The organism is Shewanella xiamenensis, assembly GCF_014647135.1.
Classification (GTDB): Bacteria; Pseudomonadota; Gammaproteobacteria; order Enterobacterales; family Shewanellaceae; genus Shewanella; species Shewanella xiamenensis.
On record NZ_BMOP01000014.1, the window covers coordinates 49,509 to 73,248 of the forward strand.

26 protein-coding genes are annotated in these 23,740 nt (G+C 44.2%); 15 read left to right on the top strand and 11 right to left on the bottom strand.

Going from position 1 to position 23,740, the window contains the following annotated elements; genetic code table 11:
* The first annotated feature begins 3 nt into the window (after positions 1-3).
* The 4 genes from IEY09_RS13110 (at position 4) to IEY09_RS13125 (ending at position 3,141) form a co-directional block, all read left to right on the top strand.
* A complete protein-coding gene (locus IEY09_RS13110; protein ID WP_188871389.1) occupies positions 4-1,164 on the top strand; it encodes an L-dopachrome tautomerase-related protein in 1,161 nt (386 codons plus the stop codon).
* 24 nt (positions 1,165-1,188) lie between these two features.
* Positions 1,189-1,650, top strand: coding sequence for a VOC family protein (locus tag IEY09_RS13115; RefSeq protein ID WP_037417625.1), 462 nt, complete (start codon positions 1,189-1,191; stop codon positions 1,648-1,650).
* 88 nt (positions 1,651-1,738) lie between these two features.
* A complete protein-coding gene (locus IEY09_RS13120; RefSeq protein WP_229777909.1) occupies positions 1,739-2,650 on the top strand; it encodes a glycine betaine ABC transporter substrate-binding protein in 912 nt (303 codons plus the stop codon).
* Positions 2,647-3,141 (top strand): Atu1372/SO_1960 family protein, encoded by a 495-nt coding sequence (locus IEY09_RS13125; protein ID WP_037417633.1) that lies wholly within the window; start codon positions 2,647-2,649, stop codon positions 3,139-3,141. The genes IEY09_RS13120 and IEY09_RS13125 overlap by 4 nt, the downstream gene beginning before the upstream one ends.
* A gap of 94 nt (positions 3,142-3,235) precedes the next feature.
* Here IEY09_RS13125 and hppD read toward each other — a convergent pair whose 3' ends face one another.
* Together hppD and IEY09_RS13135 are read right to left on the bottom strand one after the other, a co-directional pair.
* Positions 3,236-4,276 (bottom strand): 4-hydroxyphenylpyruvate dioxygenase, encoded by a 1,041-nt coding sequence (gene hppD / locus IEY09_RS13130; protein ID WP_037417636.1) that lies wholly within the window; start codon positions 4,274-4,276, stop codon positions 3,236-3,238.
* A 115-nt stretch (positions 4,277-4,391) separates the two neighbouring features.
* The gene (locus IEY09_RS13135; protein WP_037417639.1) at positions 4,392-5,552 is read right to left on the bottom strand and encodes a homogentisate 1,2-dioxygenase; all 1,161 of its coding nucleotides are present in this window, start codon (positions 5,550-5,552) and stop codon (positions 4,392-4,394) included.
* Positions 5,553-5,768: 216 nt separating this feature from the next.
* Here IEY09_RS13135 and IEY09_RS13140 point away from each other — a divergent pair, with 216 nt between their 5' ends.
* On the top strand, positions 5,769-6,683 hold the full coding sequence (locus tag IEY09_RS13140; protein ID WP_037417642.1) for a LysR family transcriptional regulator: 915 nt from the start codon (positions 5,769-5,771) through the stop codon (positions 6,681-6,683).
* A gap of 148 nt (positions 6,684-6,831) precedes the next feature.
* Positions 6,832-7,626 (top strand): TIGR00266 family protein, encoded by a 795-nt coding sequence (locus IEY09_RS13145; RefSeq protein ID WP_144346315.1) that lies wholly within the window; start codon positions 6,832-6,834, stop codon positions 7,624-7,626.
* 121 nt (positions 7,627-7,747) lie between these two features.
* Here the strand turns inward: IEY09_RS13145 and IEY09_RS13150 are convergent, their stop codons facing one another.
* From IEY09_RS13150 to IEY09_RS13160, 3 genes are all read right to left on the bottom strand, one after another.
* Complete coding sequence (locus IEY09_RS13150; RefSeq protein WP_144375961.1) at positions 7,748-9,007, bottom strand: lipopolysaccharide biosynthesis protein; 1,260 nt, start codon at positions 9,005-9,007, stop codon at positions 7,748-7,750.
* 443 nt (positions 9,008-9,450) lie between these two features.
* A complete protein-coding gene (locus IEY09_RS13155) occupies positions 9,451-9,783 on the bottom strand; it encodes a hypothetical protein (protein ID WP_037425338.1) in 333 nt (110 codons plus the stop codon).
* A gap of 75 nt (positions 9,784-9,858) precedes the next feature.
* The gene (locus tag IEY09_RS13160) at positions 9,859-10,320 is read right to left on the bottom strand and encodes an EVE domain-containing protein (protein ID WP_188871391.1); all 462 of its coding nucleotides are present in this window, start codon (positions 10,318-10,320) and stop codon (positions 9,859-9,861) included.
* A gap of 302 nt (positions 10,321-10,622) precedes the next feature.
* On the opposite strand from IEY09_RS13160, the gene IEY09_RS13165 reads away from it, so the two are divergent.
* From IEY09_RS13165 to IEY09_RS13180, 4 genes are all read left to right on the top strand, one after another.
* Positions 10,623-11,003: a DUF6508 domain-containing protein gene (locus IEY09_RS13165; protein WP_188871393.1), complete on the top strand. Its 381-nt coding sequence runs from the start codon at positions 10,623-10,625 to the stop codon at positions 11,001-11,003.
* Positions 11,004-11,129: 126 nt separating this feature from the next.
* Positions 11,130-12,866, top strand: a complete 1,737-nt coding sequence (locus IEY09_RS13170) for an AMP-binding protein (protein ID WP_188871395.1) — start codon at positions 11,130-11,132, stop codon at positions 12,864-12,866.
* A 314-nt stretch (positions 12,867-13,180) separates the two neighbouring features.
* Positions 13,181-13,933: a substrate-binding periplasmic protein gene (locus IEY09_RS13175; RefSeq protein ID WP_188871397.1), complete on the top strand. Its 753-nt coding sequence runs from the start codon at positions 13,181-13,183 to the stop codon at positions 13,931-13,933.
* Between the two features lie 116 nt (positions 13,934-14,049).
* Positions 14,050-14,280 carry an alpha/beta fold hydrolase gene (locus IEY09_RS13180; RefSeq protein ID WP_373290368.1) on the top strand — a complete coding sequence of 77 codons (231 nt, stop codon included), beginning with the start codon at positions 14,050-14,052 and terminating at the stop codon, positions 14,278-14,280.
* Positions 14,281-14,401: 121 nt separating this feature from the next.
* Here IEY09_RS13180 and IEY09_RS13185 read toward each other — a convergent pair whose 3' ends face one another.
* Positions 14,402-14,809, bottom strand: a complete 408-nt coding sequence (locus IEY09_RS13185; protein ID WP_011072069.1) for a YccF domain-containing protein — start codon at positions 14,807-14,809, stop codon at positions 14,402-14,404.
* Between the two features lie 253 nt (positions 14,810-15,062).
* Between IEY09_RS13185 and IEY09_RS13190 the strand changes: the two genes are divergently transcribed.
* The 4 genes from IEY09_RS13190 to IEY09_RS13205 all read left to right on the top strand — a co-directional run bounded on the left by IEY09_RS13190 (position 15,063) and on the right by IEY09_RS13205 (position 19,531).
* Positions 15,063-16,013 carry a 1-aminocyclopropane-1-carboxylate deaminase/D-cysteine desulfhydrase gene (locus IEY09_RS13190; RefSeq protein ID WP_188871399.1) on the top strand — a complete coding sequence of 317 codons (951 nt, stop codon included), beginning with the start codon at positions 15,063-15,065 and terminating at the stop codon, positions 16,011-16,013.
* 95 nt (positions 16,014-16,108) lie between these two features.
* Positions 16,109-16,822 carry an NrtR DNA-binding winged helix domain-containing protein gene (locus tag IEY09_RS13195; RefSeq protein WP_144346321.1) on the top strand — a complete coding sequence of 238 codons (714 nt, stop codon included), beginning with the start codon at positions 16,109-16,111 and terminating at the stop codon, positions 16,820-16,822.
* Between the two features lie 338 nt (positions 16,823-17,160).
* A complete protein-coding gene (gene prs / locus IEY09_RS13200; RefSeq protein WP_037417670.1) occupies positions 17,161-18,048 on the top strand; it encodes a ribose-phosphate diphosphokinase in 888 nt (295 codons plus the stop codon).
* Between the two features lie 7 nt (positions 18,049-18,055).
* Positions 18,056-19,531 (top strand): nicotinate phosphoribosyltransferase, encoded by a 1,476-nt coding sequence (locus IEY09_RS13205; protein WP_229777911.1) that lies wholly within the window; start codon positions 18,056-18,058, stop codon positions 19,529-19,531.
* 157 nt (positions 19,532-19,688) lie between these two features.
* Here IEY09_RS13205 and IEY09_RS13210 read toward each other — a convergent pair whose 3' ends face one another.
* From IEY09_RS13210 to IEY09_RS13230, 5 genes are all read right to left on the bottom strand, one after another.
* Complete coding sequence (locus IEY09_RS13210; protein WP_037417676.1) at positions 19,689-19,949, bottom strand: hypothetical protein; 261 nt, start codon at positions 19,947-19,949, stop codon at positions 19,689-19,691.
* Positions 19,950-20,219: 270 nt separating this feature from the next.
* A complete protein-coding gene (locus IEY09_RS13215; protein WP_011072074.1) occupies positions 20,220-20,393 on the bottom strand; it encodes a hypothetical protein in 174 nt (57 codons plus the stop codon).
* Positions 20,394-20,915: 522 nt separating this feature from the next.
* Positions 20,916-21,608, bottom strand: a complete 693-nt coding sequence (locus tag IEY09_RS13220) for a ChrR family anti-sigma-E factor (protein ID WP_188871400.1) — start codon at positions 21,606-21,608, stop codon at positions 20,916-20,918.
* Positions 21,601-22,269, bottom strand: coding sequence for a sigma-70 family RNA polymerase sigma factor (locus IEY09_RS13225; RefSeq protein WP_169547731.1), 669 nt, complete (start codon positions 22,267-22,269; stop codon positions 21,601-21,603). The genes IEY09_RS13220 and IEY09_RS13225 overlap by 8 nt, the downstream gene beginning before the upstream one ends.
* 122 nt (positions 22,270-22,391) lie before the next feature.
* Complete coding sequence (locus IEY09_RS13230; RefSeq protein WP_188871402.1) at positions 22,392-22,943, bottom strand: LON peptidase substrate-binding domain-containing protein; 552 nt, start codon at positions 22,941-22,943, stop codon at positions 22,392-22,394.
* A gap of 96 nt (positions 22,944-23,039) precedes the next feature.
* Here IEY09_RS13230 and IEY09_RS13235 point away from each other — a divergent pair, with 96 nt between their 5' ends.
* Positions 23,040-23,654: a class I SAM-dependent methyltransferase gene (locus IEY09_RS13235; protein ID WP_144346341.1), complete on the top strand. Its 615-nt coding sequence runs from the start codon at positions 23,040-23,042 to the stop codon at positions 23,652-23,654.
* The last annotated feature ends 86 nt before the right edge of the window (positions 23,655-23,740 follow it).

The window sequence follows — 23,740 nt, forward strand, 5'->3', positions numbered from 1 at the left end:
CTTATGAAATTTAATTCTTATCACCCCCTCATCGCTTCGCTCGTCATGTTAACAGGCCAAGCATTTATCTCACCTAACCTGATGGCTCAGCAAGCTGCAATACCACAGGCACAACCTGAGGTTTATGCCACACTTGATGGTGCTGTTGGCGGCATTAGTTTTACCTCAACCGATAGGCTTATCTTTAGTTATCACCCTTTTTATCAACCTAAAGTCAAGGTGGGTGAATTGTTGGCAGATGGCAAAGTAAACCCATTTCCTAATTCAGATTGGCAACAATGTCATGATCCTCAAGGAAAACCGAAAGATCCTAATACTTGTTTAAATTGGGTTTTAGGTTTGCGAACCGACGATCGGGACCGAGTATGGTTGCTCGATTCTGGCCAAGCTGAACCCCGAATTGAGCCTAAGTTGGTGGCATGGGATACCCGTAAAAATCAATTAGACCGGATTATTCCGTTGCCATTCCCTGTGTCTATTCCTGAATCGCAGCACAATGACTTTGTTATTTCAAACCGTCATCAAGCGATTGTGATTGCTGATGAAGGTATTGCAACGGGTCCTGTTGGTGATAAGGCTGCCTTAGTTGTCGTGGATTTAACCACGGGTAAGAGTCGGCGTGTATTACAGGGGGATACTAGCGTGATGCCTGATCTGAAGCGACCACTGATTATTGATAGTACCAGTGCCAATCCAAAGCGTATTGACGTGTTTGTTGGCGCCGATGGTATTGCCTTAGACAGTGCCCAACATTGGCTTTATTTTGCGCCGATGAATAAGGACAAAGTCTATCGTGTCGCGATGGCAGATCTACTTAACCCGGATCTCAGCCCGAAGGCGCTATCCGCCAAGGTTGAAGAATACGCGGATAAGCCAAATAACGGCGGGTTAAGCATTGATTCAGCAGATAATCTTTATCTAACCGATGTGGGTGAGCGCGCTATCGGCATTATCCGTGCCACGGGTCGCCAATATCAAACCTATGTGCATGACGAGCGCATGGTATGGCCTGATGGTGTGAGCTTTGGCAAAGAGGGCTACCTGTATACTGGCGCTGCCCAACTGCCGCTGTCCGCTGCATTAAACAATGGCAAAGCAGAAAATCGTCCACCTTATTATATCTTCCGCTTTAAGCCATTAGCTGCCGGTGTTCCGGGTAACTAACTGTTAAAACCAGGAGTAAATCACATGAATATTGTTGGATTAGACCACTTTACGATCCGTACCCCGATATTGGCTGAAACGGTTCAGTTTTATCAAGTCATCCTTGGATTAACGCAAGGTTGGCGGCCACGGTTTGGTTTTCCTGGTCATTGGCTTTATGCGCAAGAGAAACCTATTTTGCATTTAGTGGAAGTTGGCAGTCGAGCGTTAGATGCTTATTTGGGCGAGAGCAGTGCACTGTTTGGTTCGGGTCGGGTTGATCACCTTTCTTTTCGGGGGACGAATTTGGCCCAAATGCAGCAGCATCTATGTCGACAACAATGCCCATTTAGGGAGCGAATTGTCCCAGAGATTGGAGAGCATCAATTATTTATTGAAGATCCCAATGGCATTACGGTGGAAATGATTTTTCCCTATGCAAGAGATAACGCCATCGTGGGTGTCGCGATGGAAAGACTGGCAATTTTGCCTGAGGGATCAGCCTAAATGTCGCAAGTCGATCTCGCACGATAGCACAATTGATAACCGTGGGCGTGTTGCCTCATCTAGCTTGTTTTCCCTTGGAGCGATAGCAATGAACTTAATCGATGATCTTCAACAAAAACAATTATGTAATGACCAACATGCCCATCATCACACAATGCCAATTCGTTTAGGTGTAACGGATTTAAGCTTTCATCGGGTAACGGCGGCAGTTGTTGCCCAAGTAATGCGACGGATGGGCAAACAAGTTGAGCTAAGTTATGCCCTGCATGAGGCCAATTTTAATCGGCTCAAGCTTGGGCAGATAGATTTGCTTTGCTCGGCTTGGTTACCTCACAGTCATGGCGTGTATCGGCAGGAGGTTGAGACTCAAGCCGCAACGCGTGAATTAGGGCTACATTATGAGCCTTACGCACTTTGGGGTGTACCAGATTATGTGCCTGAAGATGCGGTTTCACGCATCGAAGACTTGCTTAAACCTGAGGTAAAACAACGGATGCGGCCGATTATTCAAGGTATTGGTGAAGGTGCAGGTATCACCCGTTTTTCTAAAAATATCATGGCGCAATATGGATTAGCTGCGGCAGGTTATCAGTTTAGAACGGGTACTCAGGCCGATTGTGTGGCGGCATTTGAATCGGCAGTGTCAGTACGGGACTGGGTCATTGTGCCATTGTGGCATCCGCAATTTTTACACCATCAATATGGTATTCGTGATCTTCAGGACTCAAAAGGGTTACTCGGGGGAAAAGATAAAGCGGTTTTGCTCGCCCGTGAACGCGAGTTAGCGATTAATTTCTCGCCTGCACAAATTCAAGTACTTGATAGCATAGTGTTATCGAATCAAATTGTTGCAGAACTCGATTATGCGGTTAATCGACAAGGAATGACGGAAGATGAGGCCGCTGCGAACTGGCTGGAAGCCAATCCTTCGCATTTGACGACGTGGTTAGCTCCGCTGCTTAATCCTTCGAATGTCACATCTCAGGAGGTGACATTATGATGAACACTCCCGAATCGCGGTTAGTGGCTGCTGGGCTTGAATTACCTGAAGTTGCAGCGGCGCTTGGAAATTACGAACCTTATTCAATTGTTGGTAGCCAATTAATGACTTCGGGTCAGTTTCCCTATTTACAGGGGAAGCTTAAGTATCAAGGACAATTGGGCGCAGATCATACTGTTGCTGAAGGTTACGCGGCCTGTCGTCTTGCTACCCTAAATGCCATAGCGCAATTGAAACAGGCTTGTGGTGAGCTGTCGCGAATAAAACAAATTTACCGCTTAGAAGGGGTGCTAAATGTTCATCAATCTTGCTTTGAACATCCCAAAGCACTCGATGGCGCTTCGGATTTATTGCTCGAGATTTTCGGCGACGCTGGGCGTCACAGCCGAATGATTTGGACTAACCCCGTCATGCCGTTAAACAGTTTGTGTTTGGTCTATTTATTTGCCGAGTTACATGAGGATTCTCAACTCGCGCAGCAGACGGCATAAACCTAACCCATGTTTGCGGTTAAAAAGCTTAGCGATAAAAATGCCGCTCGCAGTAAAGCGAGCGGCATCATTCAATCTATCTCACTCACTGTTGTTACAGTACGCCGCGGCGCATTTGATCGCGTTCAATCGATTGGAACAGGGCGGTAAAGTTACCTTCACCAAAACCTAAGTTGTTCTTACGTTGAATGATTTCGATAAAGATTGGGCCAAACAGGTTCTTAGTGAAGATCTGCAATAAATAGCCTGATTCGTCACCGTCCACCAGAATTTGGTGATGCTTGATACGTTCACGATTTTCGGTCACTTGCGGGACTTTATCGAAAATGGTGTCGTAATATTCGGGAATAATATCCAAGCATTGGATTGAGCTGCCTTCCATCGCATCCAAGGATTTTACGATATCACGGCTTCTAAAGGCTAAGTGTTGTACGCCAGGACCATTGTATTCCTTCAGGTATTCATCGATTTGGTTCTTATCGTTGCCTTTACCTTCGTTAATCGGAATGCAGAAGCTGCCATCGGGTGAGCGCAGGGCGTAAGACACCAGTGCGGTTTGTACGCCGCTGATGTCGAAGTAGCGGACTTCGGTAAACCCAAAGATGTTTTTGTAGAAGTTGGCCCAATGTTCCATGGTGCCTTTATAGACGTTATTGGTTAAGTGGTCGACTTCAATAAAGCCTTTCTCTTGGGTGATAACTTGTTCACTTAAGTCTTCAAAGTCAGTGGCATAGATATTGTTGTCGGCACCGAAGGTGTCGATAAAATAAATTAAGCTATCGCCAATACCATAAATTGCAGGATAGGGCAGATCCTTGGCCGAATCGGCTACGGCTTTGGCGCCGCGCTCCACCGCTACGCGGTGAGCAAAGCTTGCATCTTCTACACGCCAGCCCATAGAGCAAATTGCAGGACCGTGGGATTTGGCAAATTCTGCCGAAAACCCTTCGCGCTCCTTATTGAGCAGGAAGTTAATATCATTTTGTTTGTAGTACAAAATGTCTTTATTCTTGGCTTTTTTCAGCAGTGAAAAACCAAAGTCGATAAACACTTTGTGCATAAAATCGCTGTCGGGGCTGGCGAATTCGGTAAATTCGATACCGAGTAGGCCCAATGGATTAAGTTCGCTTGCCATGATCTGTTCCTCTTGATTAATTCAACACGCAGTCACTCTTTTTGCCTTGTTTGCGGTGGTGACTTACGGCTAGTTGCTTAGTTAATAAACCCTTCACTAGTTCTGCTGCGCAGATTTAGTTTTCTAGCCAGGAGCGGTTGTAGTCTTTACTCATGCAATTTTGCACATGTTCGGTTAGTTTCAGTGGGGCGAAGGTGTCCACCATCACTGCATATTCATAGGTTTCTTTTTTGCCAATCGAGGCTTCGGTGCGGCCGGGCTGCGGGCCGTGCGCTACGCCTTTTTGGTGTAGGGTAATGTAGCCAGCTTCAATCCCGGTGCGGCTCATAAAGTCGCCATCGACGTAGTACAGTACTTCGTCACTATCGATGTTGTTGTGGTAGTAAGGCGCGGGAATGGCGCGCTCATGGAAGTCATAGGGGCGCGGCACAAAGTTACACACCACAAAGTTGTGGGCGGTAAACACTAAGTGATCTGAAGGGGGTAAGTGAATTTTGCCGACTTTAGGCGCGTATTCGGTGATGTTAAATGCCCAGGGGTAAACACAACCGTCCCAACCTACAAGGTCAAAGGGATGCCACTCTAAGGTGGTCAGTTGGTACTTATCACCAAATTTACAGACTAGCGGGAAGGCGCCACGCTCAACCACAGCAGCTTGTAATACGGGTGTACGCAGATCGCGTTCACAATAGGGGGCAGACTCGAGTAACTGACCGTATTCATTACGAAAATGCTTAGGCACTTCCACCATTGAAAAGGCTTCAATCACGAATAAACGTACATTGCTGTAATCGTTAAATTTGAGCTGATGCGTAGTGCCGCGTGGGATCACTAAGTAGTCCCATTTTTTAATCTCTAGGGTGCCGTATTCACTGTAGAGCGTGCCTTCACCTTCGTGCACAAACACCACTTCATCGGCGTAGGCATTGCGGTAAAACTCAGCGGTGTCTTGGGTGACTTTCGCGGTGTAAAGTGCCACATCATTGTTATAGAAGATTTTATTGCGGGCGCTAAAGAAGTTGCCTTCACGATCGGCTGTGCGCGAATCCAGTTTATAGTTTTGGACTAATGAATCTTCCCATTGGGCACCGTGACCGAGGTGGTAGGGCGCGACTTCCAAGGCCTTCGTCGGCATATTGTGGTGATATTTATTCGAGTAAATATTGGAAAAACCATGGGTTGAAAACAGCTCCTCACGGTATAGCTCGCCGTTTTCCTTCTCAAATGCGATATGGCGCTTATGGGGTACTTGGCCTTGTTTCACATAAAATGGCATGGTGGATCCTTGAGTTTTATGCGCTGTGAGCTGTGCCTACAGTGCTTATTGTTATGTTGCAAGTTGCATTACTGTGATCTTCTTATCAATTTAGTTGCTTAGATGAACAAAAAAAAGAATAATAAATCTGTCATCTCAATCTAAAAAATAGATGGTATTAACTACTTTACGCTTCGTAGCGATTGCGTGACATTTTTATTCGGCTAAGGAGTCCCCATGCGCATCGATATTGATGCTTTTAATGTGCTGCAAGTGCTGGTGGAAGAGGGTAGTTTTGCTAAGGCTGCCGAGCGTTTGCATAAGGCGCAATCGGCGGTGAGCTATCAGGTTAAAAAGCTAGAGGAACATTTAGGTGTGCAGCTTTTTAGCCGTGACCAATACCGCGCCGAATTAACAAGTGAGGGACGGGTGATCTTGGCTGAAGGTCAAAGATTGCTGCAACACCTTGCCAATATTGAACATCTAGCCAGTCGTTTTAGTGAAGGTTGGGAACCTAAGCTTGAGTTAGTGATCGATGGCGCCTTGCCGATGGAGCCGATTATGACGGCGCTGAAACGAATGGCTGAGCATCAAATCCCGACAAAAATTCAGCTTAATATGGAGTTTTTGGGCGGTGTGCAGCATAGATTCGAACGTGATAATGCGGATCTGATGTTAGTTAAAGATTATCGCACCGGCCCCTATTATCATCCACAGCCGCTGCCAGCGATTACTAGCGTGCTGGTGACTAGCGCGTCACATCCGTTGGCGCAATTAAACAAAATCAGTTTATCCGAGTTACAGCAGCACGTTGAGTTGACTATCGAAGATTCCTCTCCCAATAAAACCTATCGAGATGAGCTGCAATTCGGCGGCGATAAAGTGTTTTATCTTTCTGGTTTTATTATGAAAAAGAATGCGTTATTAAAAGGACTCGGCTTTGGCTGGCTGCCAGACTTTTTAGTGCAAGAGGAACTTTTGAGCGGTGAGTTGGTGGAGGTCGACTTTGTCGGTGGCAGTCGTTATACCTTTATCCCCCAATTAGTATCGACCCTTGAGCGGCCCCTAGGGCGTGCGGGTAAGCTATTTACGGAGTTGATTTTAGAGGAATTTGCTAAAGCAGAGCAGTTTAACGGCGTTGGATTAGGATAAACCTCATATTACGAAATGATTTGAAACAACGAGAACAATAAAAATAATCGCCTTTTGACATTTTATGTCATAAAGTGACTCACAGAAGTGGGCGATGTGGATGTAGTACGCCCAGTCAATAAGGACCGACAGAATAAAGGGGAATCGTATGTCTAGACGTTGTCATGAAGTGGATTATGAAATCATCGGCCACAGTATGCAGTTGGTTGAGGTAGAACTTGACCCAAACGAAACCGTAATAGCTGAAGCGGGGGCAATGAATTATCTGGAGCAGGACATTAGCTTCGAGGCTAAGATGGGCGATGGCTCCGAGCCAGAGTCAGGCTTTTTTGGCAAATTAATGGGAGCGGGTAAGCGGGCGTTGACCGGGGAGAGCATCTTTATGACGCACTTTACGAACCTCGGACATCAAAAACGCAAAGTCGCCTTTGCTGCGCCTTATCCTGGTACGATTTTGGCGATAGATCTTGCCCAATATGGTGGCGAGCTGGTTTGTCAGAAAGACAGTTTTCTCGCTGCGGCCCTCGGAACTCGCGTTAGCATGAAGTTTAACCGCCGCTTAGGTACAGGCTTTTTTGGTGGTGAAGGGTTTATTTTGCAGAGTTTACAAGGCGATGGCATGGCGTTTATCCATGCAGGTGGCACGCTGATTAAAAAGGAACTAAAAGGTGAGACCTTAAGGGTCGATACCGGTTGTCTCGTCGGTTTTACCCCAGGCATTGACTATGATATTGAGCGTGCAGGCTCATTAAAATCGATGTTTTTTGGTGGCGAGGGGTTATTTTTAGCGACCTTAAAGGGCCATGGCACGGTATGGTTGCAGAGTCTGCCGTTCTCGCGTATGGCCGATCGTATTATTGCTCACGCCCCTTCTGCTGGCGGTAGCGACCGCGGTGAAGGTTCAGTCCTCGGCGGTCTTGGTCGTATGATTGATGGCCGTTAAGTTATCGGTCAAATCGACATAAACTGCACACTCGAGTAATCGCGCTTTCTATTGGTCTGGCATCCCAAACTAGCTTATGGGATGCCTTTTTATTGTCGTTTTTGGTTTGATTAAGCGGGTTTTATTTGTGTTTAAGACCTTGCTGAATGCGCTTTTCAACCTGTCTCGATATCAAATACATCATTAAATAACCTGTGCCTAAGGCCAAAATCACCGCCACAACATTTTCTGTATACAATCGATAAGCGTAGAAAGTGCCAATCAGTACGACGATACCACTAAGGCGTATGAGTAGGCTTTGGGTAAAATAGCCATGGGCTTTGAGATTGGCTAACTGATAGCCATTAAGCATCATAAAGATAAAGAACATGGAGAAATGCATTAATACCGGAGCGGCTTTAAGGTATTGCTCAGGAAACAACCAAGCCACCAATGGCTTACTTGCGAATAACATCATCACGAAAAATATTCCGCTGACCCACAACGAAACCTTTGTCAGCCATGATTTGATTTGCTGAACCTCCTCAAAGCGTTTTTCTCGCACGCACACTGCGACTTCGGGTAGTACAAAACGGTAAATGGGGAAGACAAAAAGTAGGGTGAGGTATGTGATCATCGGCCGCACTACCACTTGGAAATCACCCAATTCGTCTATGCTGAAATAAGCAATAGTCAGTAGTACTGTAATGTAAATCATCAAGATACTGGCACCCGCTTCCATTGAGGCGGTCAGACTTTTCTTCATAAAATTGCGTAAATCCGTATCAAAATGCACCGCAGTTAAGGGCGGTGTGGCGATATCCTTGCGCCGTTTGAAGTACATATAGAAGGCAACGATGAGTGATGACAGTGTCATACTGTAAAAGAGTGATGCAATGGCAGTTTGTTGTAACCCATAAAAACAGAATAAAAAGCTGGTGACTTGCGCGAGTGGCTCTAACCAAGTGACTCGATTGGAAATGGCATATAGCCGGTACATGGCAATTTGATTGGTAAAATAGACCTTGAGCCCCATACTCAAAATAATCCCAACCAATTGAAAATATTCTACATTAAGCTGGAGTTTGTGTTTGATATAAGGCAACACAACGCCCCACGCGAGTAGCACCATTGCGATTAAGCTGTAGCGGAATATATTAGTGATATCCACATCTTGCTTGGTTTGAGAGTAGGTTACTACCATAGAAGAGCGAAACCCTGTCATCAAGATCAGTGATAACGAAATGATATCGATAACAGTGTGATAGAGTGCAAGATCAGCTTTGACTACCCATTGTGCTAACCAAAGTTTAAATAGAAAACCCACGACAATACTGGCTAGCGATGCCCAAAAACCTGCAACAATCGCTTGCTTAACCCGTTGAAGTGAAGTTTGTTCCATATTCAAAATCCAGCGTTAGTTTGCGATCATTATTAGGATGGGATGCATGCAATTCGGCTTATGCTTCAAGCGCATCATCCCTTTAGATTGGCGACATAACGGCTTTTTTGATGCTTGTTTTATTGAGTTTAAGCTGTGTTGTACGCGAAGGTTTTAAGATGCTTAGCATCGATACGGCTTCAGTTATTGCACGCCACGGCAGCCGTTTCATCTTATATTTATGCGCAGCTTAATATTTGCAGAGTCTAACATCCTACCGATTTTCGACCAAACAGCAGAGCGTAAAGATATGATAAATATCAGCATGTTGCTTAGATGTAACACTTGTTATTAATGTGCCGATAACGATGTAGTCATCGGAATCAACTTAAGGTGAGATAAAAGCATTGGCTAAAATGTTGGCACTCTCAAAAATAGTTGAGCGTGCCAACGAATGATCTGCACTAATCAGTAATGATATTGACGATATCGAGGATCTTGCGACTCTTTTCATCCAATTTAATAATTGCCCCCTCGACTTGGATACTGATCCTTCCCTCTCTATCTAAGGGCACAACAATACGTCCGCGGTCATAAATATCGTAATCTAAGATATCACCACGGTGCAGTTTTTTCTGCCAACCTGGAGGGAGAGGCTGACCCTTATCTACTTTCTTCTGTAGGCCAGGAGGTAAGCCAGTATCTCTCTTGTCATGTTCAGGTTTCGCCAAAGTGACCGACGGGGCTAGCAGACTGAGCACGACCCCACCCATTAGTGTTGCAGTTAATTTATTCATACTCACTTCCTTGGGTATTGCATTGTTAGGGCCAATCTAGCTTAGCTTAAATGAACTTTAGCTGAATATATGCCATTAACATCTGAGCATCAGTACGGCTTGCCATTGCTCGGCGGTAACGGGTTGAATACTTAGCCGTGAGCCTTTCGATACTAGGTACATATCAGCTAATTGCGGCAAGCTTTTAATTAAACTCAGTGGAATGATTTCTTTAAATTGTTCCACAAAGCGAATATCGACCCTTAGCCATCTTGGGTTGCTAGGATCTGACTTAGGATCAAAATACTTTGATTCTGGATCAAAGGCCGAACTATCGGGGTAGGCGCTCGTGACGACTTCAGCAATGCCGACAATACCGGGTACTTTGCAGCTTGAATGATAGAAGAAGACCTGATCGCCTATTTGCATGGCATCGCGCATAAAGTTACGTGCTTGGTAGTTACGGATCCCAAACCAAGCTTCGGTTTGATTAGGCCTTGCTTTAAGATCTTCGATACTAAATTCGTCGGGTTCCGATTTCATAAGCCAGTAATTCATTTTGTGTCCTTTTACTGAAATAACAGTCTTATCGCGTTAATTCCTTGAGTTTATCTTAGTTTTTACTGACCTCCCAGTTAACTGTATTGATGGCTGCGTGTTTCGTACCGTTAAGTCAGTGTTCAGTTAACACCGCTTACCCTGTCATCCCTATCAAGTCTGGTATGACTGATGCTGCAATTGCAGCAATGCAATATCACAACTCAATACAAGCAAAGTTGACGAGTTTAGGTTAAACCCAAGCGAATTTTTCAATCCCTGACTTATAAACAAAAGTAATGTTGAAATCAGTGAGGTGTGCTATGGAAGCTTCAAAAATGACGACAGACTGTGGTTTATACACTAAATATCTTAAGGATTTCACCGCAGGTGATGCGAGTTTACACCGTGATCGCATGTTGGAATTTATTAGCGATTTAACCGCTCAGGGCTGGTTACTTGCTAATTTTACTTGGGATTATTGGTATAATAACAGTTACTTGGTGGATAAGCCTGCTTATATCCGTGATGCCAGTGTGGCCCAATGCCGCCTATTATTGACCGCAATGACACGTTTAGAGGTTTTTAGCCCAGGGGTGTTAGAGAATATGCGCCGCCAAGGGGTGCTACTGGCGATTATGGAGCGTCTGCAGTGCCTAGAGGCACCAACATCCAATAACCAGGATGTATTTATGAGCCGTTAATCGGGCTTTAGGGAAAGGGGATGACCTTACTCTTTAGTCTAATACTGGATTTTTTTACTTGTGACATGTTCCGTGGATTGGTTAGTTTGGACCACGCTAACCATAATAAAAAGCACGGAGGCCTTAATGTCTGCTTCAAAGACTCAAGTAACTAATCAAGCAACTAATCAAACCATTAGTCCACTTAAATACAGTGAGTTCCGGGGGCCTAATGCCCCAAAACTTGTTGAAAAAACCATAGGACAATACCTTAACGATATTGCTAACACCTATCCCGAACAGTTAGCCGTTGTCGTTAACCATCAAAATATTCGCTGGAATTACCGTCAATATCTTGCACAAATCGACGCGCTTGCAACAGGTTTACTCAAATTAGGCATAGGTCCAGGGGACCGCGTCGGTATTTGGTCACCCAATAATATTGAGTGGTGTTTAACCCAATTTGCTACTGCCAAAATTGGCGCCATCATGGTGTGTATTAACCCCGCTTATCGCCCTGAAGAATTACAATATGCCTTGACTAATGTGGGGTGTCGCGCGGTGATCTGCGCTGATAAATTCAAGTCCAGCAACTACTTGCAGATGCTCTACGAGCTTGCGCCTGAACTTAAGCAGTGCGCTGCGGGTCAATTGCAGGCTAAGGCATTACCAGAGTTGCAATTTGTGATCCGCATGGGAGCTGAAAAGTCTCCTGGCATGTTGAACTTCGATGACTTATTAGTCGAGGTGAGCGAAGATGATAAAGCAATGCTTGCGCGTATTGCCAATGAACTCAGCCCCTATGATGCGATTAATATCCAATTTACCTCTGGCACAACGGGTAGCCCAAAGGGGGCGACCTTATCGCACCATAACATCTTGAATAACGGTTATTTAGTGGCCGAAGCAATGAGGTTTACCTGTGATGATAAGCTCTGTATCCCCGTACCTTTATACCATTGTTTTGGTATGGTGCTAGGTAATCTCGTTTGCTTGGCTAAGGGCGCAGCAGCCATATTTCCGGGAGATTCTTTCGATCCTCTCACTACCTTAGAAGTGATTGAGCGTGAGCGCTGCACCGCACTACATGGTGTTCCCACCATGTTTATTGCCGAGTTAGAACATCCTGAATTTAAACGTTTTGATCTTAGTTCGTTGCGTACGGGCGTGATGGCGGGGGCGACTTGTCCTGAAGAGGTTATGCGTCGTGTACAGCAGTTGATGTATATGCAGGAGGTGTTAATCGGCTATGGCCAAACCGAGTGCAGTCCGTTAAATCACATTACTGAAATCGATTCTCCAGTGGAGAAGCGTGTTCTCACCGTTGGTCGGGCGTTACCCCATACTGAAGTGAAAATTGTCAATGAGTTTGGCGAAGTGCTGCCGATTAATCAGCCCGGTGAAGTCTGTAGCCGAGGATATTGCATCATGCAATGTTATTGGAATGATCCTGAAAAAACCGCCGCCACAATTGACAGTGAAGGTTGGTTACATTCGGGCGATATTGGCCAAATGGATGAGCAAGGTTACGTGCAAATTGTGGGGCGGATTAAGGATATGATTATTCGCGGGGGCGAGAATATCTATCCCCGAGAAATTGAAGAAAAACTCTATACCCACAAAGATGTGCAGGATGCCGCGGTGTTTGGCGTCCACAGTGATAAATATGGTGAGGAAGTCTGTGCGTGGATTAAAGTCCGCTCAGGGGCGTCGATTACTGAGGCGGATATTCGTCATTTCCTTACCGAAAAGTTCGCCTATTTTAAAGTGCCACGTTATATCAAATTTGTGGACCAATACCCGATGACCGTTACGGGTAAAATCCAAAAATTTAAAATGCGCGAGCTGATGTATCAAGAGCTGTACGAAGATATTAATGCCTAAAAGGCATAAACTTTCAAACCGACCCAAGCCTAAACGCTTGGGTTTATTTTTATATGGCCATCTGTGCTTAAGGAAAACATTGTCGCATGACCATCAGGTTTTCCTCAGTCTTCCCCTTGTCGTAAAGATGTCGTTTTTGGCGGCGATAGTTCTGCCTACTCCGAGCATTGCTGTCTTAGCGTGGTTCTACAAGGCTAAACAGATAACAAATATTCGCTGTACCTATAGGTATGGCTGATTATACTGAATAGAGTTAAACCGATGAGCTATTTGTTTTTTTAGCGATTAATAGATGAGTCTTTGATGGAGGCATTATGATCCGCTGGTGCCCACTGATGTTTAGTTGCCTATTAACCGTGGCAAATACGACATTTGCTGACACGCTGAAGCTAACGTCATTACTTTGGCCGCCGTATTCCGGCTATCAACTCCAGCACCAAGGCGCGAGTGTTGCGGTGGCTAAGGCGGCGTTTGAGCAAATGGAACAACAACTTATCGTGGATTTTTACCCTTGGAGCCGTGCGATTAAATTAGCCGTTATGCCGGGCTCTGACTACATTGGCTATTTTCCAGAATATTATTTTGAAACCGATAAGTTTATTTTTTCTAAACCGATTGGTATTGGCCCATTAGGTATTGTTGAGCAAAAATCCCGTCCCATTAGTTGGCATCATTTAGCCGATTTGAATCGTTATACTTTAGGTATTGTGCAGGATTATGTGAATACCGACTCGCTGGATGTAATGATTGCTTCAGGGAGTCAACCTGTTGAAGCGGCAACATCCGATGAGCAAAATATCAAAAAGGTGGCGGCTGGTCGTATTGACGGCGCTGTGATTGATATTAATGTGCTGCATTATCTACTTAAACAACCCCACCTTCAGCCGCTCGCAGATAAGTTACAGGTCAATCGACAACTGATTGCCAATAAACAACTTTATGTCGCGTTTCGTAATACAGAAGAGGGGCGGCGTTGGCGGGATATTTTTGATCAAGGTTTAGCGAAGCTCGATATTGATAGCATTATGGGCGATTTGTTATTTCAACAAGAAGCCTTAAGTCAGTAATGCTATTTTGCACCTAACCAAAGCTGTGAGAAGGCAAGTTTTTCATCATTTTGTCTAACACCGCGAGTAATCAGTTGTGGGCGGCATTTCATTATCACTGCTCAGCATGTTTGTGTGTGCCAGTGAGTATTTTGTCGGGTGATCGCGATGGGTTAGTCAAGATCCAAACCAGCAGGGTATTGGTACAATATTTTAAGGTCGACTTAGTTGTGTTGGCCTATTGTGGTCATGACATCACCATAGATGCGCCAGCTAAACTGGCGCATTATCTCTTTGAAATCATCAGCTCACCGGAGCAGGATGCGGGTGAGCAGTTTGCTGATCGCGCTGATTTACTCAATGAATAGCAGAATTAGTGCAATTGCTGCCGAACTATGCATCAGCACTACCCACCAATGCTGAGTAGTGCTGAGTGATATGCCTTACGCCTTGGCGATCATGGTTATTACGCTTTCGCTACTGTGGTTATTACGCTTTCGCTACTATGGTTTGCCCAATCGGCGTTAGGCTTAACAGCGCCAGCTTAAGATGTTGGATCCCGAAAGGGATACCGATAATCGTCACAAAGCAGGCAAGAGCATGGGCCAAATGACCTATGGCCAACCAAATCCCAAACAGTAAGAACCAAATGATATTGCCCACCATGCCAAAGGCGCCTGTTCCTAAATCTTCACGGCCAGTTAAATGACGGCGATTCATTTGTTCTTGTCCAAAGGGCCAGAAGGTCAATTCACCAATCACAAAGCAGGCGCGACCAAAGGGAATACCGATAATACTGATAAAACACAAAATCCCCGCAAGCCACCAGGCTAGGCCCATCACAAATCCACCAAGGACAAACCAAGCAATATTGAAAATTAACCGTAGTAATGACATTGAAAACTCCTTATCTAATCCAAAATCTGTGCGACAGAAACAACATCAACACTCGAAATTATTAATTGATGCTTAAATGTCATAAGCGAGAATTATGCCAAAAGTTTTTTCATTAATAATCAATGGTATATTATAGTTTTTACCTCTATGGATTGTGAGTTAAGCTAATATTTCGTGAATTTCCTTAATTCTTAGGAAGAATTTAGCCAAGCCCGCGTTACACTAAACACCTTATCTCCCCTTGAGTAAATAAATGCTAGCTAATAGTCCCGTCGAATCATTTTCTTTTGCAGGCAGAGAGATCTTTCTTAAAAGAGATGATTTATTACATCCTGCTTTTAGTGGTAATAAGGCGCGTAAGTTTGCCTATTTTCTAGACCATGATTTTGCTGGTGTGACTAAGGTGATTGGTCATGGCTCCGCGCAGGCTAATTCACTGTATTCGCTGTCGGCGCTCGCCAAACTCAAAGGCTGGCAGTGTGATTTTTATGTGGACCATATTGCTAGCCACGTACTGACTTTACCGACAGGGAACTATGCCGCAGCTATCGCCAATGGTACACAGGTTATTGATTTATCAAGCCTGATAGCAGCTAATCCTTTTCTTCAGCGTGAGTCTAAGTGGACTTGCCATGACTATATTGAGCATCAAGTTTTGGCTGCTGAGCCTGACGCTTTGTTTATTCCGGAAGGCGGGCGCTGCCAGTATGCGGAGTATGGTGTCAGTCTGTTAGCCGTTGAAATTGAAACGTGGGCAATGCAACAGGGACTGACTGAACTGAAAGTGTTTTTACCCGCGGGAACGGGAACCACGGCATTATTTTTAAACCAATATTTTGTGCGTAAGCAAAGTCACATTCGAGTGCTTACCTGCGCAGTGGTGGGCGGCGATGAGTATTTAGCGCAGCAGTTTTATGAGTTAAATCCTAACGCTGCTGAGCATCCACAGATTTTGAATGTGGGGAAGAAATACCACTTTGGTAAACTCTATCCTGAGTTTTATGCCATGTGGCAGCGGATTTGCGCCTCAGGTATTCAATTTGAATTACTCTACGATCCCTTAGGTTTTATGGTGTTAGAAAAATATTTACCGCAGTGGGGCGCAAGCCCTGTGATGTATATCCATCAAGGTGGTTTGCTTGGAAATGAAACCATGTTGCCACGTTATTTGCGTAAATTTGGTAAAAGTCGTACGACCCTATAGAGCAGATGATTTACTTAGTGACGCTAAGACATAATATGTTTGAAGCGACGTAATCTCTAAGTTAAGCTTACGACGTCAAACGATGGAAAATACTCATGACTGAAGCGGAATATCTCGCCAATTACGATCCTAAGGCTTTTAAGGCTCAGCTACTGACGGTTGATGCCGTATTGTTTACCTATCATGATCAGCAACTTAAAGTACTCTTAGTACAACGCTCAAATCATCCCTTTTTAGGTTTTTGGGGATTACCCGGAGGATTTATCGATGAACATTCCGATCAATCCCTAGAGGAAGCGGCGTTACGCAAATTGCAGGAAAAAACGGCGGTAGTGCCACCTTATATTGAGCAGCTTTGCACTGTCGGTAATAGTCACCGCGATGTGAGAGGCTGGTCGGTGACCGTGTGTTATACCGCGTTGATGAGTTATCAAGCCTGCCAAACCCAGATTGATTCAGTGAGTGATGTTAAGTGGTGGCCGTTAGAGGATGTGTTACAGATGCCCTTGGCGTTTGATCATCTGCAATTAATTGAGCAAGCGCGGGAACGTTTAACTCAGAAAGCCTTATATTCTTTAGTGCCAGGCTTTGCGTTGGCTGAACCTTTTACCTTGCCAGAACTACAACATGTGCATGAAGTCTTACTGGGTAAGCCTATCCAAGGTAAATCGTTCCGTCGACGGGTTGAGCAGGCCGATTTATTGATTGATACGGGCTTAAAACGTACTGAACGTGGCCGTCCAGCCAATTTATACCGTTTGAAGTCGGATACGGCATCGTATCGATTCTTAAGAAATTTAGAATGTTAGTCAAAGTGTTTGCCGCTTAAAGTGGTTACCCATAGCAATAATAGTGACAGATTATGCGGTACATACAGTTAGCTTGAGTTATCAGGGTTTATGTAGCCGTCGATGTAGTCGTAATACGTCCATTCTTTGCTTTTCGATATCTATTTCCCCATTATCAAAGCTAAATTGCATATAGTGTCTTAAAGACATTATATGCAATTTAGGTATATTCCTTAGCATTATCCGATAAAAAATAGTCTAAAAATCAACTTTACACAATAGTGTCTATAAGACACTATTGATTGCAGACAACAAGATTGCTGTATATCACAGCGATCTTGCACAGACAGGAGGTGAATATGTCTCTAGGTATTCAAATGCATCAAGGCACAGTTAACTCACCACATCAGCAAGCTGATTTTTATCGACTTCCCGCCGCTAGCGATGAGGCTAATTACCGTTTATTTCAATTTGGTGCGGGGGAGAATCATGTTCAACTGCGGGTTCCTCCAGCGAAACGCGTCACACTCTTTTTCGGTTATCGTGGCGATCAATCCATCATGCAACTCTTATTGTTAACTGATGCATTACGCCGCAGCGGTGCAGAGCAGATCGATCTGTTACTGCCTTATATGCCAGGCGCCCGCCAAGATAGAGTCTGTAATGTGGGCGAGGCCTTATCGGTAAAAGTCTATGCCAGCCTGATTAATCAGCAGCAATATGCTTCAGTCAGTATTTTTGACCCGCACAGCGATGTCACCGCGGCATTATTAGACCGAGTGCAAGTTATTGACAACCACAGCTTTGTCGCCGCGATTGCAGCTCAATTGACCGGTGATCTAGTGTTAGTTTCGCCTGATGCGGGGGCGAATAAGAAAGTATTCGGCTTAGCTAAGGCGTTACAGGGAATGCCGGTGATCAGGGCCGATAAACATCGTGATGTGGTCAATGGTCATATTATCGCTACTGAAGTGTTCTGTGATGATTTATCGGGTAAAACCTGCTTAATCGTCGATGATATTTGTGCTGGTGGCAGAACCTTTATCGAACTTGCCATCAAGTTAAAGCAAAAAGGGGCCCAAAGCGTCATTTTGATCGTGTCACATTATGAAGATAAGGCCAGCGAATCGGCTCTGCGTGAGGCGGGCATAGACAGATTATTTTGTACCGATAGTTTAGGTGTCCCCACACATATTTCGAGCGAGTTCTGTCATTGCCATGCTGTTTTGCGTTTTATGAATCATTAAGGAAAATATGATGTACTTGAATCCCGTTACCGCCATTGATGGCTACAAAGTCGACCACCGTCGTCAATATCCTGATAATACTCAAGTGATTTTTAGTAACTTGACCGCCCGTAAATCCCGTCGTGGTTATACTGAGCAGATGGTATTTTTTGGTCTGCAATATTTTATCAAGCATTACTTAATCGACAGTTGGAACCGTGATTTCTTTCAACAGCCCAAAGAGCAAGTGATTCGCCAATTCTCCCGCCGCATTAATAACTATCTTGGACCAAATAATGTCGGTACTCAGCATATTGAGGCGTTACATGATTTAGGCTATTTACCCATTAAAATCATGGCATTGCCTGAAGGCTCAGTGTATCCCTTAAAAGTGCCTTGCCTGGTTTTGTACAATACCGATGAGCGGTTCTTTTGGTTGACCAATTATCTCGAAACGATGCTTTCTGCCAATGTGTGGGGAATGTGTACTAGCGCCACTACCGCGCTGCAATACCGCAAAATATTTGAGACTTACGCGCTAGAAACCGATGGTGACATCGCATTTGTTGATTGGCAGGGCCATGATTTTAGTTTCCGCGGCATGTATGGTGCAGAGGCTGCGGTAATGAGCGGCGCCGCCCATCTACTCAGTTTTACGGGCACAGATACCATTCCCGCGATTGATTTTCTTGAACAATATTATCTTGCAGACAGTGATAAGGAACTCGTTGGCGGCAGTGTGGCCGCAACGGAGCACAGTGTGATGTGTGCGGGTGGTATGGAGAATGAATTAGAGACGTTCCGCCGTCTGATTGAAGATATTTATCCTAGCGGCATTGTCAGTATCGTTTCTGATTCTTGGGATTTTTGGCAGGTGATGACAGAGTTCACCGTTGCCTTAAAAGACCGCATTCTTGCCCGTGAGGGCAAAGTGGTGTTTAGGCCTGATACGGGTTGTCCGGTGAAGATCATTTGTGGCGATCCACAAGCAGCTGTGGGGAGTCCTGAGTATAAAGGCGCTATCGAGTGTTTGTGGGATGTCTTTGGGGGCAGCACAACTGCCAAAGGTTACAAATTACTCGATAGCCATGTCGGACTGATTTATGGCGACTCAATCACCATTGAACGGGCTGAAGCCATTTGCGCCGGTTTGAAGGCCAAAGGTTTTGCATCAACTAATATTGTGTTTGGAATTGGCAGTTTTACCTATCAACACGTGACCCGAGATACTGACGGGTACGCGGTGAAAGCAACCTTTGCGAAAGTGGATGGCAAAGACAGAGAAATATTTAAAGATCCTAAAACCGATGATGGCACTAAAAAATCCGCTAAGGGATTGGTTGCAGTATTTAAAGATGAGCAAGGTCAATTTTATCTTAAAGATCAAGCAAGCTGGCAAGATGTTAACCATTGCGAGTTTGTCCCCGTATTTGCCGATGGTGAATTATTAACTGAATATTCTTTGGCTGATATTCGCGCAAGATTGGCAGCGTCTCGTTGTTAACGATGTAAATCCCATTTCTACAATGAGATAGAAATTAGGCTGGCAATGCGGTTTTTATGTGAATACGCTTGCCAGTCAACTTAAATCATACTGGATGTCATGACGGCTGTTATTGCTAAATGCGCTAGTCACATAATAAAACGGTGAGAACAAAAGGCTAAGAGACTAGCTGGTTTCGTTTAAGAATTTTATAGGTGCGACGGCCAATGTTTTCGAGGTTTTTTAAATCTTTTAGGCTGGGTACCGCATCGGAATATTGCCAATAGCTGATTTCTGCATCGAGCATTTCAAGCATTTTTTTCGAACAACCTAAACATTCGCCTTGGCACATTTGTGCTTCATCTAAATTCAGCGGAATTGTTTGCTGGATTTGAGCGATAAGCTGTTGCATAGCGGTTTTGGTATTCGGTTTTGACATAAAAATACTTCACAGTCAGAAAGTGTGAACATATTAGCAGAAGCGAAAATTGATAGAATTGATCTAGATTAATACACATTTGGTTCAGCGTGTATCCATGTGAGCTAGATACTGGCTGAACCAAACGAGTTCGTCATATCGACGTGAAGGGATAGCAAATCGTGATATTTGGCTATCGATAAAGGCGAGTTGATTTCGGTATGGCGAGGAAAATGGGACCGAATAAACCAACATGCCATTATGTGTACTCGATGAGTACTTAATTCAGACTTATTTATTTGACGACAAAAGCCATTTCATAAAGTTTAAGGCTTCGGTACGTTTTGAAAACGTCTGTCTGTTTTTACCTTGTCTATCGGTAAAAGCAATTGAAGTTTTGTTGACTGAAATTGAATCTACAGGGAAGTTCACTGTGATTTCATGTCCGTTAATTTTGTATGACATAGGCCACACTCCTTTTAATTAAATTCACCCTTAGGTGAGCAAGTAATAACGATAAAATATCCTTAGCATAATTGCGAAAGATGATACTAATGAGTCTTGAGGTTACCCATTCCACCATGATTAATCAAGAGATGCTGTATTGATAACTAATGCAAATCAGCGATTGTGTCAATGGAATATCCCAATTAGACCAGTTAAACATAGTCAAGTGACAGTACTATGACATTGGCCGAATTAAAGAGTTCATTTTTTGAGTTAATGTTGAAAATCATTAACCCATTATTTTTGCAGGACTTACTTGTAGTAGGCTTTCTTTGTGAGGATCAAGTTTGATACAAGTCAAACTGATATAAAAAGGGTAACAACAAGATACTTCTCAAAACGCGGTGCAGTATAACAGTAAATTACCCGCTGGCAAGTGTAATTTTTGCTCAGCGAGTAATGTTTTTATATTGTTTCTTTTGTTGCTATTTTGTGGGTTAACTTTTTGGCTATTTTTCACTATTCGATGCGTAACTGACTTTAGTAAATCAGCTCACCAATAGGGTTTAATAATTTGCTTAATCCCTTAGTGAAATAGAGCGGTGCGTCCAACACTGTGTAACATAAACATCCCGTTTGAGTTGTGGGAGAATGCTGTGTATTACCATCTAAGAGAATAAAGTCGCCAGGAACATAATTACCTGATGAGTCCGAAAATTCGCCCGCCAATAATAACGTCAACTCAATCCCTTTATGGGTATGCTGTGGGATTTCACCTAGCGCTTCAATATGCAATAAACTGGCGCGAGTATTTTTTTCATCTAGGTCGAATCGCATCCGACTGACTTTACCAATTTGTTGCCATGGCTGTGCAATATGCTGCCGAAACACCCTAGGCAGTTCGTAGCGGATATTTTTATGGTTAACACTCACTGAAGATTCTATGTAAGGTTCATGCATAGTGCTTTCGGGAAGCGCCATAATGTTCGATAACATTTGTTGCCAGGGATCATTATCGACGGCATCAATCTCATTTGACGTGTTGTATTGAACCGCATTATCACTGGGGGAAATAAAAGCGAGTTTGGCCGCTTCTTCAGTCAATTTAGCTACTTGAGTTTGGCATTCTTGGCATAAGGCACAATGCGCAGCAACAGCGATAGACATCGACAAAGGGAGCTGACCTTGTGCATGGGCCTGAAGTAATTCTGCATGGGGGTGATGTTTAATCATGTTGTGTCTCCAAAAAGCTTTTAAGCTTTTCTAACCCCAATCTGAGTCGCGATTTAATGGTGCCAATGGGGACTTTTAAGGCATCAGCCAATTCTTGCTGGGTGAGTTCTTGCATATAAATGCCTTGTACTACTTGACGTTGAGCAAGGGGCAGGGCATCTAAATGAGCGAGTAACTTGGCGGTCAATTTATGGTCAGGGTTGTTATCTTGGCTAACCGCAACGTCATACAGTGGCCAGATATCATCGCCAAATGCATCTTCACGGTTGTGCTGTACTCGTCTAAGCATATCGAAGCATTGGTTACGCATAATGGTAAATACCCACGTTGCGACAGAACCTTTATCTGCATTGTATAAATGAGATTTAGTCCAAACGATGGTCATCGTTTCTTGAACTAAATCCATGGCGAGGCCTTGTTGATTTAATCGTTGCAGACCAAATGCCCGAATTTTGGGCATAAAGTGACTGAACAAATAGCCAAATGCCGCTTTGTCCCGTTGATTAGCAACTTTGATGATGGCGCTCACTAAGGGATCTGCATCCGTTTTATGCTCATCGGCAATCAAATTATGGTTATCGTTTTCCATAGCTATTTCGATAGGGGGCGATAACTGCCTATCATAGCGATTTTGCGCTGAATGTGATTGAAAATTTTCCATTATTGAGCTCTTCATTTAAGGTTCAATCCCGTTCGAACATGGCTTCAAATCCCGCTTCGCTGTCAATGTTCGATAAGCATGCAGACAAATACGCAGCGCCCTAGAAATTGGATCACTGAAAATTATTTTATAACGGTTTTTAATAAATCCAGTGTGAGCTGGTGGTCGAGCGCATTAATGCAGGTGTACTTTTCGGCTGAACGTATGGGTAAAATTTCAAGCCAGCGTTGGCAAACCCATGCGATATCATTAAATTGTGCCGCTTGATATTGTTGTAGGTGCTTTGGGTACTCTTTCAGAATATTTTGCAGCATATCACTGAGATAACGCTCATTTTTTTGAATCTTTGCTGCTGGCCAGTTATCGATTAGACTGATTTGCGCGCGCTTTAAACCATCGGACTCCACATTGATGTCGCCGAGAGTAAATCGTTGTTTCCCTTCAATGCTGACACCTAACATGCCATCAGGTAAGGTCTCAAAGTCAATGATATGAACTAGCGTTCCAATAGGATAAAGCGTGCTATTTTCCTCTGAGGTCATACACAGGCCAAAACCATCGCCTGATTTAAGTGATTCAGCCACCAAACGTTTATATCGAGGTTCAAAAATTCGTAATTGAGTATATCCCTCAGGTAATAAACAGATGGGTAATGGAAAAAGAGGTAATTTCATAGTGGCCTCGAGTGAACTTAAGTTTCTATCATTACGTACCATCATCAGAATTTGATCAGTGTTTCAAGCAACAGCCTACTCATTTAAGGGGATATGATGAAGTTAAATCCATTCGAGAAAAAGCTGGTTCAGCATCCGCTGCGTTTTTGGTTGCAAAACCATATTGAAGCACCATTATTGACCTCAATGATGCCTAAACCGCTTGTGTATATTCAACAGGCGCTCGAAATTGGTTGTGGTTTTGGCAATGGTATTCATTTGATCCGTGAGCATTTTGGTGCCGAGCATGTTACCGCGGTGGACCTCGACCCTGAGATGGTGAGTGCTGCTAAGGCCCGCTGGCAGTCTTCAGCCCATGGGCTCGAACAGCTCGACTTTAGTGTTGCCGATGCAACCGCATTACCTTTTAAGGATGCACAGTTTGACATCGTGTTTAATTTTGCGGTGTTCCACCATATTCCTGACTGGCAATCCGCGATTGTTGAAGTCGCCAGAGTATTAAAGCCGAACGGGTATTTTGTGATAGAAGATCTTTACCGTGCCGCGATTTGTAATCCATTGAGTCGCCGGTTGTTTGAGCATCCGCAGCAGAATCGATTTGACCATCAGCAATTATTGCATATGCTTCGCCAAGCGGGGTTTAAGATTGTATGTGACAGGAATCTGTTTAATTTGAGCGGTATGGTGCTGGCTCAAAAGGGTTTTGCTTAAACCTTAAGGTCTTTATATCGCTGAATATTGAATTGAGCATGGGTTGATTGTTTGTTCTGTAAACTGCTTGCCCGAGAAATGAGCAG